The 17,862-nt window shown below is 62.2% G+C and carries 17 protein-coding genes; 16 read left to right on the top strand and 1 reads right to left on the bottom strand.

Annotated elements, in window-relative coordinates:
• Positions 1 to 271 precede the first annotated feature (271 nt).
• The 13 genes from QME24_RS06620 (at position 272) to QME24_RS06560 (ending at position 13,561) form a co-directional block, all read left to right on the top strand.
• Positions 272 to 1,021, top strand: coding sequence for an electron transfer flavoprotein subunit beta/FixA family protein (locus tag QME24_RS06620; protein ID WP_280091542.1), 750 nt, complete (start codon positions 272 to 274; stop codon positions 1,019 to 1,021).
• Positions 1,022 to 1,951 (top strand): FAD-binding protein, encoded by a 930-nt coding sequence (locus tag QME24_RS06615; protein WP_009684724.1) that lies wholly within the window; start codon positions 1,022 to 1,024, stop codon positions 1,949 to 1,951.
• A gap of 95 nt (positions 1,952 to 2,046) precedes the next feature.
• Positions 2,047 to 2,868: a transporter substrate-binding domain-containing protein gene (locus QME24_RS06610; RefSeq protein WP_029886527.1), complete on the top strand. Its 822-nt coding sequence runs from the start codon at positions 2,047 to 2,049 to the stop codon at positions 2,866 to 2,868.
• A gap of 9 nt (positions 2,869 to 2,877) precedes the next feature.
• Entirely contained in the window at positions 2,878 to 3,231 is a 354-nt protein-coding gene (locus tag QME24_RS06605) for a DUF4398 domain-containing protein (RefSeq protein ID WP_029886528.1), read from the top strand.
• Positions 3,228 to 4,040 (top strand): OmpA family protein, encoded by an 813-nt coding sequence (locus QME24_RS06600; protein ID WP_054904874.1) that lies wholly within the window; start codon positions 3,228 to 3,230, stop codon positions 4,038 to 4,040. Before QME24_RS06605 ends, QME24_RS06600 begins: the two co-directional genes overlap by 4 nt.
• A 166-nt stretch (positions 4,041 to 4,206) precedes the next feature.
• Entirely contained in the window at positions 4,207 to 5,649 is a 1,443-nt protein-coding gene (locus QME24_RS06595) for a PLP-dependent aminotransferase family protein (protein ID WP_280091541.1), read from the top strand.
• A gap of 64 nt (positions 5,650 to 5,713) precedes the next feature.
• Complete coding sequence (locus QME24_RS06590) at positions 5,714 to 6,169, top strand: hypothetical protein (RefSeq protein WP_280091540.1); 456 nt, start codon at positions 5,714 to 5,716, stop codon at positions 6,167 to 6,169.
• A 132-nt stretch (positions 6,170 to 6,301) separates the two neighbouring features.
• A complete protein-coding gene (locus tag QME24_RS06585; protein ID WP_009684718.1) occupies positions 6,302 to 6,556 on the top strand; it encodes a YkgJ family cysteine cluster protein in 255 nt (84 codons plus the stop codon).
• Between the two features lie 33 nt (positions 6,557 to 6,589).
• Positions 6,590 to 7,195, top strand: coding sequence for an START domain-containing protein (locus tag QME24_RS06580; protein ID WP_280091554.1), 606 nt, complete (start codon positions 6,590 to 6,592; stop codon positions 7,193 to 7,195).
• A gap of 418 nt (positions 7,196 to 7,613) precedes the next feature.
• Positions 7,614 to 8,717, top strand: coding sequence for an HlyD family efflux transporter periplasmic adaptor subunit (locus tag QME24_RS06575; RefSeq protein ID WP_280091539.1), 1,104 nt, complete (start codon positions 7,614 to 7,616; stop codon positions 8,715 to 8,717).
• The gene (locus tag QME24_RS06570; protein WP_197885446.1) at positions 8,714 to 9,955 is read left to right on the top strand and encodes a hypothetical protein; all 1,242 of its coding nucleotides are present in this window, start codon (positions 8,714 to 8,716) and stop codon (positions 9,953 to 9,955) included. Before QME24_RS06575 ends, QME24_RS06570 begins: the two co-directional genes overlap by 4 nt.
• Before the next feature lies 1 nt (position 9,956).
• Complete coding sequence (locus QME24_RS06565) at positions 9,957 to 12,089, top strand: glycosyltransferase family 2 protein (RefSeq protein WP_280091538.1); 2,133 nt, start codon at positions 9,957 to 9,959, stop codon at positions 12,087 to 12,089.
• Positions 12,090 to 12,100: 11 nt separating this feature from the next.
• Positions 12,101 to 13,561 (top strand): efflux transporter outer membrane subunit, encoded by a 1,461-nt coding sequence (locus QME24_RS06560; protein ID WP_281690796.1) that lies wholly within the window; start codon positions 12,101 to 12,103, stop codon positions 13,559 to 13,561.
• Positions 13,562 to 13,687: 126 nt separating this feature from the next.
• Here the strand turns inward: QME24_RS06560 and gltA are convergent, their stop codons facing one another.
• On the bottom strand, positions 13,688 to 14,977 hold the full coding sequence (gene gltA, locus QME24_RS06555; protein ID WP_029886714.1) for a citrate synthase: 1,290 nt from the start codon (positions 14,975 to 14,977) through the stop codon (positions 13,688 to 13,690).
• 352 nt (positions 14,978 to 15,329) lie between these two features.
• Between gltA and sdhC the strand changes: the two genes are divergently transcribed.
• The 3 genes from sdhC to sdhA are packed head-to-tail and all read left to right on the top strand — an operon-like array spanning position 15,330 to position 17,854.
• Positions 15,330 to 15,716: a succinate dehydrogenase, cytochrome b556 subunit gene (sdhC, locus tag QME24_RS06550; RefSeq protein ID WP_008091902.1), complete on the top strand. Its 387-nt coding sequence runs from the start codon at positions 15,330 to 15,332 to the stop codon at positions 15,714 to 15,716.
• Positions 15,710 to 16,078, top strand: coding sequence for a succinate dehydrogenase, hydrophobic membrane anchor protein (sdhD, locus tag QME24_RS06545; RefSeq protein ID WP_008091903.1), 369 nt, complete (start codon positions 15,710 to 15,712; stop codon positions 16,076 to 16,078). Before sdhC ends, sdhD begins: the two co-directional genes overlap by 7 nt.
• Positions 16,079 to 16,081: 3 nt before the next feature.
• Positions 16,082 to 17,854 (top strand): succinate dehydrogenase flavoprotein subunit, encoded by a 1,773-nt coding sequence (gene sdhA / locus QME24_RS06540; protein WP_009684709.1) that lies wholly within the window; start codon positions 16,082 to 16,084, stop codon positions 17,852 to 17,854.
• Positions 17,855 to 17,862 lie beyond the last annotated feature (8 nt).

Genomic DNA, 17,862 nt, shown 5'->3' with positions numbered 1-17,862 from the left:
TTCGCCGTAGGCTTGCAGCCGGGCGCAGGTACACCTCTAAAGACCAGGTGTGGAGCAGGGTTTTGCGGGCTTAGGCCGGTTTGTAGTGGAGTTTACACGCCACGACAGGAAATGACCCGTGAGTATTTGTCGCAATGGTCCGAACAAGACTGTTCGGTCACTGTGAAGATGCCGCTTCCCGGTACGTTTTTAGAGGTGCCCTTGTACCCACGCGCATCGCAGGGCTTTGCCCCAGGCGACTATCTATTCACCGGAGAGTAACGAGGAATCCATGAAGGTTCTTGTAGCTGTCAAACGAGTGGTCGACTACAACGTCAAGGTTCGCGTCAAAGCGGACAACTCCGGCGTCGACCTTGCTAACGTCAAGATGTCCATGAACCCCTTCTGCGAAATCGCCGTGGAAGAAGCCGTACGCCTGAAAGAGAAGGGCGTTGCCAGCGAGATCGTGGTCGTTTCGGTCGGTCCGACCACTGCCCAGGAACAACTGCGCACCGCCCTGGCCCTGGGCGCCGACCGCGCCATCCTGGTCGAAGCCGCCGATGAACTGAACTCCCTGGCCGTGGCCAAGGCGCTCAAGGCCGTTGTCGACAAGGAGCAGCCACAGCTGATCATCCTCGGCAAACAAGCCATCGACAGCGACAACAACCAGACCGGCCAGATGCTGGCTGCGCTGACCGGCTACGCCCAGGGCACTTTCGCCTCCAAGGTGGAAGTGGCCGGCGACAAGCTGAATGTCACCCGTGAAATCGACGGTGGCCTGCAGACGGTTGCCCTGAACCTGCCTGCGATCGTCACCACCGACCTGCGCCTGAACGAGCCACGCTACGCGTCGCTGCCGAACATCATGAAGGCCAAGAAAAAGCCGCTGGAAACCCTTGCGCCAGCCGCGCTGGGCGTTTCCCTCGCCTCCACCAACAAAACCGTGAAAGTTGAAGCCCCGGCTGCCCGCAGCGCGGGTATCAAGGTCAAGTCGGTGGCCGAACTGGTCGAGAAGCTGAAGAACGAAGCGAAGGTAATCTAAATGACTATCCTGGTTGTCGCTGAATACGAAAACGGTGCCGTAGCCCCGGCCACCCTGAACACCGTTGCCGCTGCCGCCAAGATCGGTGGCGATGTGCATGTGCTGGTCGCTGGCCAGAACATTGGCGGCGTTGCCGAAGCCGCTGCCAAGATCGCTGGCGTGGCCAAGGTCCTGGTTGCCGATAACGCAGCTTATGCCCACGTGCTGCCTGAGAACGTGGCGCCGCTGATTGTCGAGCTGGCCAAGGGTTACAGCCACGTGCTGGCCCCGGCCACCACCAATGGCAAGAACGTCCTGCCGCGGGTTGCTGCGCTGCTGGATGTCGACCAGATCTCCGAGATCATCTCGGTCGAGTCCGCCGACACCTTCAAACGCCCGATCTACGCCGGTAACGCCATTGCCACCGTGCAATCGAGCGCGGCCATCAAGGTGATCACCGTGCGTACCACCGGCTTTGACGCCGTGGCCGCCGAAGGCGGTTCGGCTGCCATCGAGGCGGTCGGTGCCGCGCACGATGCCGGTATCTCGGCGTTCGTTGGCGAAGAGTTGGCCAAGTCCGACCGCCCAGAGTTGACTGCCGCCAAAATCGTCGTTTCCGGCGGCCGTGGCATGGGTAACGGTGACAACTTCAGCCACCTGTACAGCCTGGCCGACAAGCTCGGTGCTGCTGTGGGTGCCTCGCGCGCCGCCGTCGACGCCGGCTTCGTGCCCAACGACATGCAGGTCGGCCAGACCGGCAAGATCGTCGCGCCGCAGCTGTACATCGCTGTGGGCATTTCCGGTGCGATCCAGCACCTGGCCGGCATGAAGGACTCCAAGGTGATCGTTGCGATCAACAAGGACGAAGAAGCGCCGATCTTCCAGGTGGCTGACTACGGGCTGGTCGCGGACCTGTTCGAAGCGGTGCCAGAGCTGGAAAAGCTGGTCTGATCCGCCTGCTTCACTTATAAAGAACCCGGCCCCGTTACAGGGGCCGGGTTTTTTTATGGCCGGTTACGGGTCAATCGCGATACAAGGAGTGAGCAATGGTGCTGCGTAAAGCAGGCAGGGTGCTGGCATGCATGGCGGTCTTGGTTGCGCCACCGGCCATGGCGGCAGGCAAGTGCGAACGCCTGGTAGCAACCGGCAGCCCTGATGCGCCGCCCTATTCGTGGCAGGACCCGAAAAACCCGCAGCACCTGATCGGTGCCAACGTCGACCTGCTGCGTCAGGTGGCTGGCGAGCTGGGGGTGAAGGTGGAGGTGCTCAGTGCCGGGCGTCGCGAACAGGCACTGCAAGAGGTTCGCAGCGGCCGCATGGACCTGCTGATCGACACGCCGATGCAGGTGGAGCAACTGACTGCGCTGGACTATATCCACCCCCCGTTGCAGCTGAACGAGTACCTGGTGTGGACGCGGCACGATGCGCAACTGACCATCGATGGCCCGGCCGACCTGGCCCGCTACCAGGGTAGTCTTTCCGAGCGTGCGCGCCTGACGCCGGCCTTTACTGCGTTCGCCAAGGCGCAACTGAAGCTGGTGCCTGCGCAGAACCTTACTCAAGCGTTCCAGAAACTGGTGCTCGGCCAGGTGGATTACGTGCTGGCTGGCCGCTATGCCGGTATGGCCATGGCCCAGAGCCTGGGCATGAGCAATGACCTGATTGCGCGGGGTTTGCCGGTCGACCGCCCAGGCTTGTACTTGGCGCTGTCGCACAATTCCGCGTGCAATGACAGTTGGTTGCGTGGGCAATTGGCGAAAAAACTGACAGAATTGCCGATCTCCGGTGCATCCGAAGCGGTACTGCAACGTAATGTCGAGCGCTGGAAAGCGCAGTTGCAGGTGCCGGCGGACGCCCCCAAACACTAGGAAGATTGCGTGAGAACCCAACCACTGATCCTTGCCCTGGCCGTGCTCGGCCTGGCGGGCTGCGCCAATGACCCGGCCCCTAACGAGCAGATGCGTATTTCCGAACAGGCGCTGGAGCAGGCCAGGGCCGTCGGTGCAACCGACCAGGTCGAATCGCTGAAACTGGCCGAAGACAAGTTGGCGCGGGCCAGGACCAACATGCTGACCGAAGACTACCGCGATGCGCGCATGCGCGCCGAGCAGGCGGAACTGGACGCGCGTTTTGCCGAGGCCCAGGTGCTGAACCAGAAGAGTGAAGAGCAGTTGCAGTTGTTGCAGTCGCGGGTGCAGCGCCTGCGCAAGCAGCTGGAGGTGCAGCCATGAACCGTCACGCACCCTTCGCCGTACTGGCACTGCTGGCCCTGGCGGCAGGCCTGCAGGGTTGCGCCAGCCAGCGCAGCAGCGCGGCGCTTGAGCAAGCCAGCGCCGCCTTCCAGAAGGTCAAGGACGATTCCGACGTGTTGCGCAGCGCGCCGCGTGACGTGATTCGTGCGGGCGAGTCGCTGGCGCGCGCCGAGCGCTTGTCCAGCTACATCGGCACCGGCTCCGATGTGCGCCATTACGCTTACCTCAGCCAGCGCTACAGCGAAATTGCCGGTGAGCATGCCAAGCTGGCGCTGAACCAGGAGCGCCAGGCCAAGCTGGACCTGGAGCGCCAGCGTTTGCAGCTGGCTTTGCGCGAGGCCAAGCTGGCCAGCGTGCAGCAGCAAGGCAAATGGGTCGAGGCGCAAATTGCCGCGCTGGCCTCGGAGCAAGCCGACCGCGGCCTGGTAATGACCTTGGGTGACGTGCTGTTCGACACCGGCAGTGCCAACCTGAAAAACACCGCCAGCCGAACCGTGCTCAAGCTGGTGCAGTTCCTGCAGCTCAACCCACACCGGGTGGTACGCATCGAGGGCTATACCGACAGCACGGGTACACCTGAAGAAAACCTCAAGCTGTCGCACGACCGGGCTCAGTCCGTTGCCGACATGCTGGTGGACCTTGGTGTCGACGAAAAGCGCCTGCAGGTCGAAGGCTACGGCGACCAGTACCCGATCGAGGCCAATGCCTCGGAGCGGGGTAGGGCGCAGAACCGCCGGGTCGAGATTGTGTTTTCCGACGACAAGGGCAGGCTCGCGCCGGCGCGTTGAGCGTGAGTGTTCGGCTCGGTGCGGGCGGCGCTGGATCTCGCAGGCGCTGAAGATGCAGTGGCGAGCACACCATCTGTCCCGGTACACTTCGCAACTGTTACGGTATCCTCTACTGTCAGTGAGTCGCACAAGAACAACGAGCCCGTCCGCGCGTCGAGATCCCGCCATGACCAACCTGCTGCTGTACCAGCGTATCGCCCAGCAACTGGCCGATGACATCCGTCGCGGCGTCTACCAGCCAGGCGAGCGGGTACCCTCCGTACGCAAGATGAGCGCGCAGCTCAACGTCAGCCATGCCACGGTGCTGCAGGCCTACGCCAACCTCGAAGACCAGGGCCTGATCCGTGCGCGGCCGCAGTCCGGCTACTATGTGCACCAGACCCCGGCCCTGACCGCCCCGACCCCGGATATCGCCAGGGTCGAGCGCCCAGGCCTGGTCACACGTGCCAGCATCATCCAGCAGGTATTGACCGAGGCCCGCCGCGACGGTGTGTTCCCGTTCGGTGCTGCCGTGCCGCATGTGGATTATCTGCCAGTGCGCGCGCTGCACCAGCAAATCGCCAAAGTGACACGCTTCCACAGCCCGCGCGCCTTCAGCTACATGTTCAGCCCAGGGTTCGAGCCGCTGCGCCGGCAAATTGCCATTCGCATGCGCGATGCCGGTGTGATCGTCGACCCGCGTGAGGTGATCGTGACCCACGGCTGTGTCGATGCCTTGCAGATGTCGTTACGGGTGCTGACCCGCCCCGGGGACCTGATCGCCGCCGAGTCGCCGACCTATTACGGTTTGCTGCAACTGGCGGACCTGCTGGGTTTGAAAGTGATCGAGATCCCCAGCGACCCGTCCACGGGGATCAGCCTCGAAGCCTTGCAACTGGCGGCAAACCAGTGGTCGATCAAGGCCTTGGTGTTGACTGCGCGGCTGAGCAACCCGCTGGGCGGTACGGTGCCGGAAGAGCGGCAAAAGCAGCTGCTGCGCCTGGCGTCGGACTTCGATATCCAGATCATCGAGGACGACATCTATGGCGAATTGATGTTCGAGCAGGGCAAGAGCAAGGCACTGAAAGCCTTCGATCGGCTGGACCGGGTGATCTACTGTTCGAGCTTCTCCAAAACCTTGTCTCCCGGGGTGAGGGTTGGCTGGATGATCGCCGGGCGTTACCAGGACGAGATACAGCGCCTGCAAACTTTCACCACCCATTCAGCCTGCAGCGTGACCCAGATGGGCGTGGCAGCGTACCTGGAAAATGGCGGCTACGACCGGCAGCTGCGCTATATCCGCCAGGAGTACCGCAAGAACCTCACTGCCTACCAGCTGGCGGTGCAGCAGCACTTCCCCGAAGGTACCCAGATGACCCGGCCTACCGGGGGGTTTATCCTCTGGGTGAGCCTGCCTGGGCGGGTGAATACGCAAGAGCTGCATGTGCGTGCTTTGGAGCAGGGCATCAGTATTGCCCCGGGGTTGATATTCAGTAACACGGAACAGTTCAACCACTGCATCCGCCTCAACTGCGGTATTCCGTGGAACAAGGAGGCAGAGCGGGCGGTCATGACCTTGGGCTTGCTGGCACAGCAGCTGTGCCGCGAGCCTGCGCTCACACTTTTGTGAGGGTTGCCAGCAGCCCGCGGAACAGGGAGCATACGAGCCTTTACAGCGGGGCTGTCCATTTGCCATGAATGCATTACGTCGTTTTGTTCTGATTCTGTGCCTTGCGGCCCCGTGCTGCACCGTCGCGGGCCTGGCTTTCGCTGCGCAGCCGGCGCAGGCCCAGCAGGCACAGACAAAAAACGCCGCCAAGCCTGCGCAGAAGCCGGTAGTCCGCAAAGCCCCTGCCAAGAAAGCAAAACCGCGAAGCAAGGCAGTTGCCAAGCCTTTGCCCAAAGCAAAGTTGGACTTGAGCCTGCCCACCGACCTGGTCGACAACCTTGAGCCAGACGTAGGGACACCTTCGCCGATCCAGCGCCGCAAACCGCTGCTGCCCCCTATGTTCCGGGACAAGCCGGAAGCCGACGACAGCCCGTTCCAGCTCAATGGCCGCTTGATCAACAATGAAATGCAGCTGCAACTGCGCAATGACAGCCGCCGTGAAGTGGAAGGTGCGGCCATCGATTTCGAGTACCGGCAGTAAGGGGCAAACTGACTGCCGGGTCATGTCATTTTTCATCGTGCCAGCAATTTCAAACACCTGTTTGGGCGGGTACTATCCAGGGGCGTTCGTCCCGTTACTTGTTTCAGGGAGTCCTGAGTTTGGTGAATCGCCATGAACTGCCGTGAGGGCTGCGGTGCCTGCTGCATTGCCCCGTCCATCACCTCTGCCATGCCGCGCATGCCCAATGGCAAGCCAGCTGGCGAGCGCTGCCTGCACCTGACGGCGGCCAACCTCTGCGACCTGTTCGGCAAGCCTGAGCGGCCAGCAGTGTGTGGCGGGTTCAAGGCAGATGTCGAGGTGTGTGGCAGTGACCGTGACGAAGCGATCAGGATTCTTGGCTGGTGGGAGCAGATGACGGCGGCGTGAAAGGCTGGATCTTCGACAACAAGGATAAACATGATGAGATCGTTAAAGCGTATTGCACTGCTGTGTGGCGTGGGTGTTCTGCTTTCGCCGGCGGCCTGGGCCGAGAACTGGCAAGTGGCCAAGGACGACGAGGGCATCAAGGTGTCCCTCAGCGAAGTCCCTGGCTCCAAGTACAAGGCCTATCGCGGGGTGACCGTGATCAAGGCGCCGCTGGCCAAGGTCGAGGCACTGCAGGAAGACGCGGCCGGGGCATGTGCATGGATCCACGAATGCAAATCGCAGAAGCTGCTCAAGCATGAAGGTAACCAGAGCTGGACCTACACCCAGTTCAATACGCCATGGCCGGTGACGCCGCGCGATTCGGTGCTGCATATCACCACTGTCAAGGAGGCTGATGGCAGCGTCACCCGCAACCTGAAAGAAGAGCCGACCTACCTGCCGGAAGAGAAGGGCTTCGTGCGGGTGGCTAAAGTCGAAGGGTTCTGGAAGCTGGTGCCCAAGGGCGACACCACCGAAGTGACCTACCAGGTGCATACCGAGCCGGGTGGCAGCGTGCCGGCGATGGTCGCCAACAAGTTCGTGGTGGATTCGCCGTTCAATACCCTCAAACAGCTGCGTGAACGGGCTGAGAAAAACTGAGGCTCGCACTGCCTGTAGCGCCTTCAGGTGATGGCGCTACAGGTGGCACCGGCGTCAATAAAAGAACGCCATTATTTGAGCGTTGCTGGAAGTTTGACAGCATAAATTTTTGGGCTTAGATTCAAACTCAGTGAGCCATTTCCTGCCCCCTCTCGTGCTCACGCCAACTATAAAAAACGTGCTGCGTTTTTCTTCTGCTTTATAACTTCAAGACCTACGCCTTACCCACTTGTACCTCTGCGCTTGCGGGCCGTTTTGTCCTCGGTCTGTGCAAGGGCGAGCACTTGCCTATTGATTTTCATCCGCCGCGTGTGTGGGAGATATCATCGTGCATGCTAATCGACTTTCGTTATTGCCCCGGATCGCCGGGTACGGTGTATTGGCTTTCATGGGCTGGTTGCTGTTTTCGACATTGTTCATGCCGTTATTGTCGTCATCGGCAACCCGGGCCATTCTCAATGCACCGGTCATTCTGCTGACCACGCCCATCGATGGCGTGGTGCGTACCTTGAATATTCAGCCAGGCACCACGTTCACCACGGGCCAGGATATCGCAACCATCGAGAACCCCCGGGCGGAACAGGAAACGCTGCTGGGCTTGCAGACACGCCGGCTCACCTTGCAGCAGCAATTGGCGGCCATGGCCAGCCAGGCCGAACACGACCGCAAGTACTACAACGCACTGGAGATCACCAGCCAGCAGTACCAGGATGCCTATGAGGTGCGCAAGCGCTACGCGCAGAAGGCCCTGAAGGCTGAGAGCGGGGCGGCTGGCGCACGCCTGGCCGATGCCCGGGAAACACTGGCACGTAACCTTGAGCTGTTTCGCCAGGGCGCGGTGAGCGAGGCCGTCGTGGCCAGTTCCCGGGCGCAACTGGCCTCATTGCAGGCCGATGCCGAGACCATTCGCTCGCGGGTACACATCAACGATGGTGATCTTAATGCGGCCAAGGACCAGGTGTACCTGGACCCCGAGCAATTGCGCATGTTCGACCTCAAGTCGCAGATGACCACGCTGAAACTTAGCCTGGATAATCTGGAACGCAACCGGGTAACCCTCGAAGAAGAACTTACCCACCTCGACCAGTTGATAGAAAGTGAGCAAAACCGGGTGCAGATGATGGCGGCTTATAATGTGGTGGCGTATGCATCCGGAACCGTGCAGGAGTTGATCGCCCCGCAAGGCACGCAAGTACGGGCGGGCGCAACGCTATTGCGCGCTACCAATTGCAGTCAAAGTTATGTTATTGCGGTATTCCCGGAGCGAATGGCCAGCCGGATCGACCGGGATAGCGAACTGCAAGTATCGATCCGCGGTGTCGCGCAACCGCTGAAAGCCAAAGTCGTGCAGTTGTTGTCCAGCCCGACCGATGTACAAAGCAGCAATTACAGTGTGCCGTTTCCTTATGCCGAGCAGAACTCGGTCTATGTGGTGGGTACGTTCGACAACAACTTGCCGGCCGATGAGCGCCTGTTGACCTGCAACCCCGGCAACTGGGTGACCGCGACGGTATCGCGATGAACGGCTGGGTGCTTTTTGCCGGTGTGCTCGGGCTGGTGCTGGGCAGCCAGGCCATGGCCCTGGAGCCTCGGGCCCGCCTGCAGCACATGACCTGCGCAGGCATCGGGCAGGCGGTGGCGGCTCAAGGCCAAGGGCCGTTGCTGCTGGCCAGCTATCCGCAGCAACCGGGGCGGCCTGCCGTGCCTGGCGTGCTGCAAGGCGTGGCATTCACCTACGACAACGCGTTGGCCAGCATCGCCTTGTTTGCCTGCGGCAATGCCCCAGCTGCCCGACAAATTGCCGACGCTTTGGCCTATGCCATCGATCACGACCCTGAGTACCGCGATGGCCGGGTGCGCAATGCCTACGCCGCTGGCCCGCTGCAGGCCGCACCTGTGCGGCTGCCGGGCTACTGGAGCGATGAGCGTGCTGCATGGAGCCAGGATGCGTACCAGGTGGGCAGTGCGACCGGTAATCAGGCGTGGGCAGCGCTGGCGTTGCTGGAGGCTTATCGGCACAGCGGTGAAGCGCGTTATTTGCAGGCGAGCAGAAAGGTGCTCGACTGGGCCCGGCGCACCACCTTCGACAAGGGGCCACCGGCAGGCTTCAATGGGGGCATTTACGGGTTCGCCGCTGCCCCGCAGGTGCAAACCTGGAAGTCCACTGAGCATAACGTCGATCTGGCGGCAGCCTGGGCCTCGTTGGCGCGGCTGGACAACGATAGCGAAGCTGGCCGGCAGGCGCGCATCGCCCGCGGCTTCGTCGAGGCCCACTGGGATGCCGGCCAAGGCCGGTTCCTGATCGGTACCTTGCCCGATGGCCGAACACCGCAGACGCAGCAGTCGGGCCTGGATGCGCAGATCTGGCCGCTGATTGCCATTGCCGACGCACCGCAGCAGTGGCTGCAGGCACTGACGTTCGTGGAGCGGGCCCATGGTTTCGCTCAGGGCTATGGCTTCAAGCAGGACCCTGACGGTATCTGGACCGAAGGCACGGCGCAGGTGGCGGCCGTTGCCAGCCTTCGCGGCCTGGCGCCCCTGGCGCAGCCATTGTGGCCGTTGTTGCTGGCGCAACAGGCTGGCGATGGCTGGCTGTACGCCACCCCGGAGGCACAGGTCAGCACGGGGCTGAGCGTGGGGCCGGACTCGACCCATGACGATTTCCTGTACTTCCACCTGCCCCATTTGGGCGCCACGGCATGGGCGGCGATCGCTGCCACCGGCGTCAACCCTTTCACTGGCGATTACAAGGCCCACTGACATGCAAGCACTGGACTCGACACAACTGCTGCAAATCAACCTGTGGACGCTGGCCATCGTGGTTCTGCTGAGTTGCATGGCCCACCGCGAGCAATGGCTGGCGCGCCTGCTGTTCGGCGCGCTGACCGCGGCACTGCTGGTCAGGTACGTGGCCTGGCGCTTCGCCGACACCTTGCCTGACAGCCGCGCGGGGTTCGCCACGGTATGGGCTTATGGCTTCCTGTTCTTCGAGTTGTTGGGCATTGCCTACACCTTGTTTTCGATCATGGTGATGTGCCGGCGCAGCGATCACCGCCACGCCGCGGACGCTGGCGAGCAGCGCTTGCGCGCGATGGGGGCCGAGGCGCCGGCGGTCGATGTGTTCATCTGCACCTACAACGAAGGGCTCGAGGTTCTGGAGAAGACCATCATTGCCGCGCAGGCCATGGACTACCCCAACTTCACCCTCTGGGTGCTGGATGACACGCGGCGGGACTGGCTGCGCGACTACTGCGCGAGCATGGGGGTGCGTTACACGCGGCGCGATGACAACCTGCACGCCAAGGCGGGCAATCTGAACAACGGCCTGCGCCAGTCGGCAGCCAGTACCAACGCGCCGTACATACTGGTGCTGGATGCAGACTTCGCCCCGCAGCGGCCGATTCTGCTGCGGACCTTGGGGCTGTTCCAGGACCCTGAGGTCGGGTTGGTGCAGACCCCGCAGTTCTACTACAACCCGGACCCTATCCAGCATAACCTGGGGTCGGCAAACAGCTGGGTGGATGAGCAACGGGTATTTTTCGATGTGTTCCAGCCTGCCAAGGATGCCTGGAATGCAGCGTTCTGCGTGGGCACGTCGTTCGTGGTGCGGCGTGATCTGGTCGAGCGCATGGGTGGTTTTCCCACGGGGTCGGTCTGTGAGGACATCTACACGTCCTACCGCCTGATGCAGATGGGCTACATCACCCGCTGGCTGAACGAGCGTTTGTCCATCGGGCTGTCTGCCGAGGGCCTGACCGAGTACATCAACCAGCGCGGCCGCTGGTGCCTGGGGACGATCCAGGTGGCCTTGCTGCGCCAGGGGCCGCTGTTCGGTCGCGGCTATGGCCTGAACGATCGCCTGCATTACCTGCACGGCCTGCTGCATTGGTGCTCCAAGCCTTTCATCCTGATGATGCTGGTGTCGCCGGTGCTGTATTGGTATTTCGGCATTGCCGGTTTCTATGCAACGCCGGCAGCGTTTCTGGCCTTCGGCATGCCGGCGCTGATCGCCTATTGGGGTTACAGCACCTGGGTGACCGGGCGGCGCTCACTGCCGATCTTCACCGAGGTGACGCAGATCGTTTGCGCATTGGCGGTGACCGCGACCCTGATCAGTGCTGCGATTCGCCCGTTCGGACGGCCTTTCAAGGTGACGGCCAAAGGCCTGGACCGCTCCCAGACCCAGGTGCACTGGAAGCTGTTCGGGTTTTTCCTGGCCTTGAGTGCGTTGGCGCAGGTCGGCGCAATCACGGCGATCAGCACTGCCAGCCGACTGGACGGCAATATGGTGTTCAACCTGAGCTGGACGGTGCTGGTGCTGCTGTACAACCTGGCGACACTGGTGGCCTGCGTTGATCGGCCGCGGCTACACGGCGAGGAGCGCTTTCCGTTTGCTCGGCCCACCCAGCTGCGCCTGGGCACCGGTACGCTGGGTGGGCAACTGGTCGATATCTCGATCAGCGGGGCGGCGTTCGAGGGCGCCATGGCCGGCGAGGTGCCGTGCGGCAGGCGTGGCCAGGTATGGGTGGACAAGGTCGGCTGGCTGGGGGCAGAGGTGGTACGCCGGGATGGCAGCCAACGGCTGGGGCTGCGCTTCGTGGCGGTGCATGAGGCGCAGCGGCGCGCGCTGATCACCAGGCTGTTCAGCCAGGCCAATCCCAATGTGGCCAGCACGGCGCAACCCGCCACTGCGTTCTTCACCCTGCTGCGCCGGGCGCTGCTGGGCGAAGGCGACTGGCGCCTGCGGCTGGTGCGCCGGCCGCGGCAGGCGCCCATCGCCGGCGCGCGGGTGGCGGTGAAGCGCCGCAGCGCCCAGCCGGCCGCCCTGCAGGCTTCCAGCGGCCCTCTCGGCGTGCTGGCTCAACTGCGTGCCTTGATGAACAGCGTTTGGTGAGGGAAGGGCCCATGACTAGACCCCTGCACTGTGTGATGTTGGCCGCTCAACTGTCTTTGGCCGGCTGTTCGCTCGAGCCTGCCTACGAGACACCGGCGTCCCCCATGGACACCGGCTGGCCGGATAGCGTCGAGGCGGGCTGCTGTGATCCGCGAAACGCTTTCGACCCGGATTGGCGAGCGTTCGTCAGTGACAGCCGCTTGCGCCGGTTGATCGAGTTGGCCCTGGTCGACAACCGTGACTTGCAGCAAGCTGCAGCCAGCGTGGCGCAGGCCAGGGCAGGCTATCAGGGCGCCGCGGCAGCGCTGTACCCCAGCCTGGGCGTCGACACCTATGCTGGACGCGCAAAGTTGCCGGCGCTGGAGCAAACCCCCGGGGGCGGCTCCAGCGCCGGCAGTGTGGCCAACACCTTCCAGGCCACCGTGGGGTTTACGGCCTATGAGCTGGACTTCTTCGGCCGGGCGCGAAGCCAGGCCCATGCGGCCGAGGCGCGCTTTCATGCCACGCTGGCCGATTACCAGGCTGCACGCATGGCCTTGATCGGCGAAGTGGCCGGGACCTGGCTGACGCTCAAGGCCAATCAGAGCTTGCTTGGGCTGGCAGAGCGCACATTCGAATCCCAGCAGCATTACGGGCAATTGCTGCGTTCCAGTTTCAACCTGGGTTCGACCGCACGCATCGATGTCCATCAAGCCGATGCCATCACCAACACTGCTGCCGTGCAAGTCAGTACCTACCGGATGCAAGTGGCGCAGAACCTCAATGCGTTGCGGGTGCTGGTAGGGCAAACGGTACCGGCCTGGCTGTTGCCGGAGGGCCAGCTTGGGGCGCAGATGGCGACAGCCGATGTACCCGCCGGGGTGCCTTCAAGCCTGCTTGAGCGGCGGCCCGACATTCGGGCGGCGCAGGCTCAGCTGCGCGCTGCCAATGCAGAAATCGGCAGTGCGCGGGCCGCCTATTTCCCCAGCTTTTCGTTGACAGGCGCGCTGGGTAGCCTGAGTGGGGACTTTTCGCGGCTGCTGACAAGCCCGGCACAGTTCTGGAACCTGGCGGCGCTCGGTTCGCTGACATTGCTCGATGCCGGCCAGCGCAGGGCAGGGGTGGATGCCACTTGGGCCCAATACGACCAGCGTGTGGCTGCTTACGAGCAGACCGTGCTCAACGCCTTCCGTGAAGCGGCCAATGCGTTGAATGCGCGGCAGGAGATGCTGCCGCAGGTCGCGGCCCAGCGGCAGCTGGTCGAGGACTATGAACAAGCCTACCGGCAGTCGCGGCTTCGTTTCGAGGCGGGTCTGGACAGTTACTTCTCGACCATGGACGCCCAGCGCTCGCTGTTCGGTGCGCAGCAGCGTTGGCTGGAGCTGGAGCTGGCGCGCGAGATCAACCAGGTGAACCTGTTCAAGGCGCTCGGGGGTGGCTGGTCACCGGGGCCGACGGCAATCGTGGGCAGTGCTGCGCAAGTCGCACGGTAGTTGGCCAGGGTGGCTGATGCGGGTCGCCGGGGAGGGGATGAGTCATGCCTCTGGGCCGCGCGGCACCAGGCGTGCGCGCGGCCCAGGGGGCTGGCCGGGGGGGCTGGAGCGTTACCCGATCAAGTCTTACTTGCGGTCGCCGAGGGCAACGATGTCGCGCTTCTGCTCGCCGGTGTACAGCTGGCGCGGACGGCCGATCTTGTACGGGCTGGAGAGCATTTCCTTCCAGTGCGAAATCCAGCCCACGGTACGTGCCAGGGCGAAGATCACGGTGAACATGCTGGTTGGAATGCCGATCGCCTTGAGGATGATCCCCGAGTAGAAGTCGACGTTCGGGTACAGCGAGCGCTCGATGAAGTACGGATCGGTCAGTGCGATCTCTTCCAGGCGCATGGCCAGCTCCAGCTGCGGGTCGTTCTTGATGCCCAGTTCGCGCAGTACTTCATCGCAGGTCTGTTTCATCACGGTGGCGCGCGGGTCACGGTTCTTGTAGACGCGGTGACCGAAGCCCATCAGCTTGAACGGGTCGTTCTTGTCCTTGGCCTTGGCGATGAAGGTGTCGATGTTCGAGACATCGCCGATTTCATCGAGCATGGTCAGTACGGCTTCGTTCGCACCGCCGTGCGCCGGGCCCCACAGGGCAGCGATGCCCGCGGCGATACAGGCGAACGGGTTGGCACCCGACGAGCCGGCCAGGCGCACGGTGGAGGTGGAGGCGTTCTGCTCATGGTCGGCATGGAGGATGAAGATCCGGTCCATTGCCTTGGCCAGTACCGGGCTGATCGGTTTGATCTCGCACGGGGTGTTGAACATCATGTGCAGGAAGTTTTCCGCGTACGACAGGTCGTTGCGCGGGTACATCATCGGCTGGCCCATGGAGTACTTGTAAACCATTGCCGCCAGGGTCGGCATCTTGGCGACCAGGCGCACCGCGGAGATTTCGCGGTGTTGCGGGTTATTGATATCCAGGGAGTCGTGGTAGAACGCCGACAGGGCGCCGACCACACCGCACATGACCGCCATCGGGTGGGCATCGCGGCGGAAACCGTTGAAGAACGACTTCAGCTGCTCGTGAACCATGGTGTGGTTTTTCACGGTGCTGACGAACTGCGCCTTCTGCTCGGCATTCGGCAGTTCGCCGTTGAGCAGCAGGTAGCAGGTTTCGAGGTAGTCGGATTGCTCGGCGAGCTGTTCGATCGGGTAGCCGCGGTGCAGCAGGATCCCTTTGTCGCCGTCAATGTAGGTGATCTTCGACTCGCACGAGGCGGTCGCCATGAAACCAGGGTCGAAGGTGAAGTGACCAGTGGCCCCTAACCCGCGGACGTCGATTACATCAGGACCAACGGTGCCGGTTAAAATGGGCAGCTCGACGGGGGCAGCGCCCTCGATGACCAACTGCGCTTTTTTGTCAGCCATGTGGCCTCCTATTAATGCTTGAAATCATCAGACAGACCCCCCACGCAGGGCCCGCACCACTATAGAGGGATAAATTCAGATGTCAATTTGCCTAAAGGCTTGTTGAATCAGGCATTCAAGCCTGATTTTTCCCGAAATTCTCGCCCATTTACGCCTTTTGTTCATTAAAGGCAATGCGCTATTTGGGCTACCCCGTCACGTTGTCATAAGCAGCCTAACTGTCTATACTCGGCACCCGACCGCCAGGGGCTTGCAAGCCCGAACTGCTGGGGGTCGCCGTTCCCTGGGTGGTGGGTACCTGACCAGTACACTTACCAACAACTTTGCCCTGATTCGCTAGGGGCTCTTCAGTGTGAAAAAAGCCGTGAAAAGCCAACGACCTGTAAACCTAGACCTAAGGACCATCAAGCTCCCTGTCACTGCGTACACGTCCATCCTGCACCGTATCTCCGGCGTCATCCTGTTCATCGGCCTTGCCATCATGCTTTATGCACTGGGCAAATCGCTGGGTTCCGAGGAAGGCTTCGGCGAGGTGAAGGCGTGTCTGACCAGCCCGCTGGCCAAGTTCGTGACCTGGGGGCTGTTGTCTGCCCTGCTTTATCACCTCGTGGCAGGTGTTCGTCACCTGATCATGGACATGGGCATCGGCGAGACGCTGGAAGGCGGCAAGCTGGGCTCGAAAATCGTGATCGTCATCTCCGTGGTGCTGATCGTTCTGGTGGGAGTTTGGGTATGGTAACCAATGTCACGAACCTGTCGCGTTCGGGCCTCTATGACTGGATGGCGCAGCGCGTATCTGCGGTCGTTCTCGCGGCTTATTTCATCTTCCTGATCGGCTACGTGGTCGCCCACCCAGGCATCGACTACACCCAGTGGCATGGTCTGTTCTCCAACAACGCGATGCGAATCTTCAGCTTGCTGGCCCTCGTTGCCCTCGGCGCTCACGCCTGGGTCGGCATGTGGACCATTGCTACCGACTACCTGACGCCTATGTCGTTCGGCAAGTCGGCAACTGCGATTCGTTTCCTGTTCCAGGCGGTGTGCGGCGTTGCGATGTTCGCTTACTTCGTCTGGGGTGTGCAGATTCTCTGGGGTATCTGATTCATGGCTAGCATTCCAACCATTTCTTTCGACGCCATCATCATCGGTGGCGGCGGCGCCGGCATGCGTGCTGCGCTGCAACTGGCTCAAGGCGGCCACAAGACTGCCGTAGTCACCAAGGTCTTCCCGACCCGTTCGCACACTGTATCCGCCCAGGGTGGCATCACCTGCGCCATCGCTTCGGCCGACCCGAACGACGACTGGCGCTGGCACATGTACGATACCGTCAAGGGTTCCGACTACATCGGTGACCAGGACGCTATCGAATACATGTGTCAGGAAGGCCCGGCTGCCGTGTTCGAGCTGGACCACATGGGCCTGCCGTTCTCGCGTACCGAAACCGGCCGTATCTACCAGCGCCCGTTCGGTGGCCAGTCCAAGGACTTCGGTAAAGGTGGCCAGGCCGCCCGTACCTGCGCGGCGTCCGACCGTACCGGTCATGCGCTGCTGCACACCCTGTACCAGGGTAACCTGAAGGCCGGCACCACCTTCCTCAACGAGTACTACGCCGTTGACCTGGTGAAAAACAAGGAAGGCGCTTTCGTTGGTGTGATCGCGATCTGCATCGAAACCGGCGAAACCATGTACATCAAGTCCAAGGCTACCGTGTTGGCCACTGGCGGTGCCGGTCGTATCTACGCCTCCACCACCAACGCCCTGATCAACACCGGTGACGGTATCGGCATGGCCCTGCGTGCAGGCGTTCCTGTGCAGGACATCGAAATGTGGCAGTTCCACCCGACCGGCATCGCCGGCGCCGGTGTACTGGTCACCGAAGGTTGCCGTGGTGAGGGTGGCTACCTGATCAACGCCCACGGCGAGCGCTTCATGGAGCGTTACGCGCCGAACGCCAAAGACCTGGCCGGCCGCGACGTGGTCGCCCGTTCCATGGTCAAGGAAATCATCGCCGGCAACGGCGTGGGCCCGAACAAGGACCACGTGCTGCTGAAACTGGACCACCTGGGCGAAGAAGTGCTGCACAGCCGCCTGCCAGGTATCTGCGAGCTGTCCAAGACCTTCGCCCACGTCGACCCGGTTGTCGCGCCGGTGCCGGTGGTTCCGACCTGCCACTACATGATGGGTGGTGTTGCCACCAACATTCATGGCCAGGCCATCACCATGGACGAAGAAGGCAAGGATCACATTATCCCTGGCCTGTTCGCCGTAGGCGAAGTTGCGTGCGTATCGGTACACGGTGCCAACCGCCTGGGCGGCAACTCGCTGCTCGACCTGGTGGTATTCGGCCGTGCTGCCGGCCTGCACCTGGAGAAGGCACTGAGCGACGGTATCGAGCACCTCGACGCCAGCGACACCGATATCGATGTTGCCCTGAACCGCCTGAACAAGCTCAACGAGCGTACTTCCGGTGAAGACGTAGCCAGCCTGAAGCGCGAGCTGCAGAGCTGCATGCAGAACTACTTCGGTGTGTTCCGTACCGGCGAATACATGCAGAAGGGTATCGAGCAACTGGCCGGCCTGCGTGAGCGCATCGCCAACGTCAAGATCAACGACAAGTCCCAGGCCTTCAACACCGCGCGTATCGAAGCGCTGGAGCTGCAGAACCTGCTGGAAGTCGCCGAAGCTACCGCCATCGCGGCCGAAGCCCGTAAAGAGTCCCGTGGCGCTCACGCCCGTGAAGACTTCGAAGACCGTGACGACGAAAACTGGCTGTGCCACACCCTGTACTACCCGGGTGAGAAGCGCGTTGCCAAGCGTGGCGTCAACTTTGCGCCGAAGACTGTTCCAGCCTTCGAACCAAAAGTCCGGACTTACTAAGGGTGGCT

The sequence above is a fragment of the Pseudomonas sp. PARCl1 genome (assembly GCF_947311875.1).
GTDB classification, from domain to species: Bacteria; Pseudomonadota; Gammaproteobacteria; order Pseudomonadales; family Pseudomonadaceae; genus Aquipseudomonas; species Aquipseudomonas juntendi.
The sequence above is the reverse complement of the archived record's forward strand: the minus strand, read 5'-3'. Positions and strand labels throughout refer to the sequence as shown.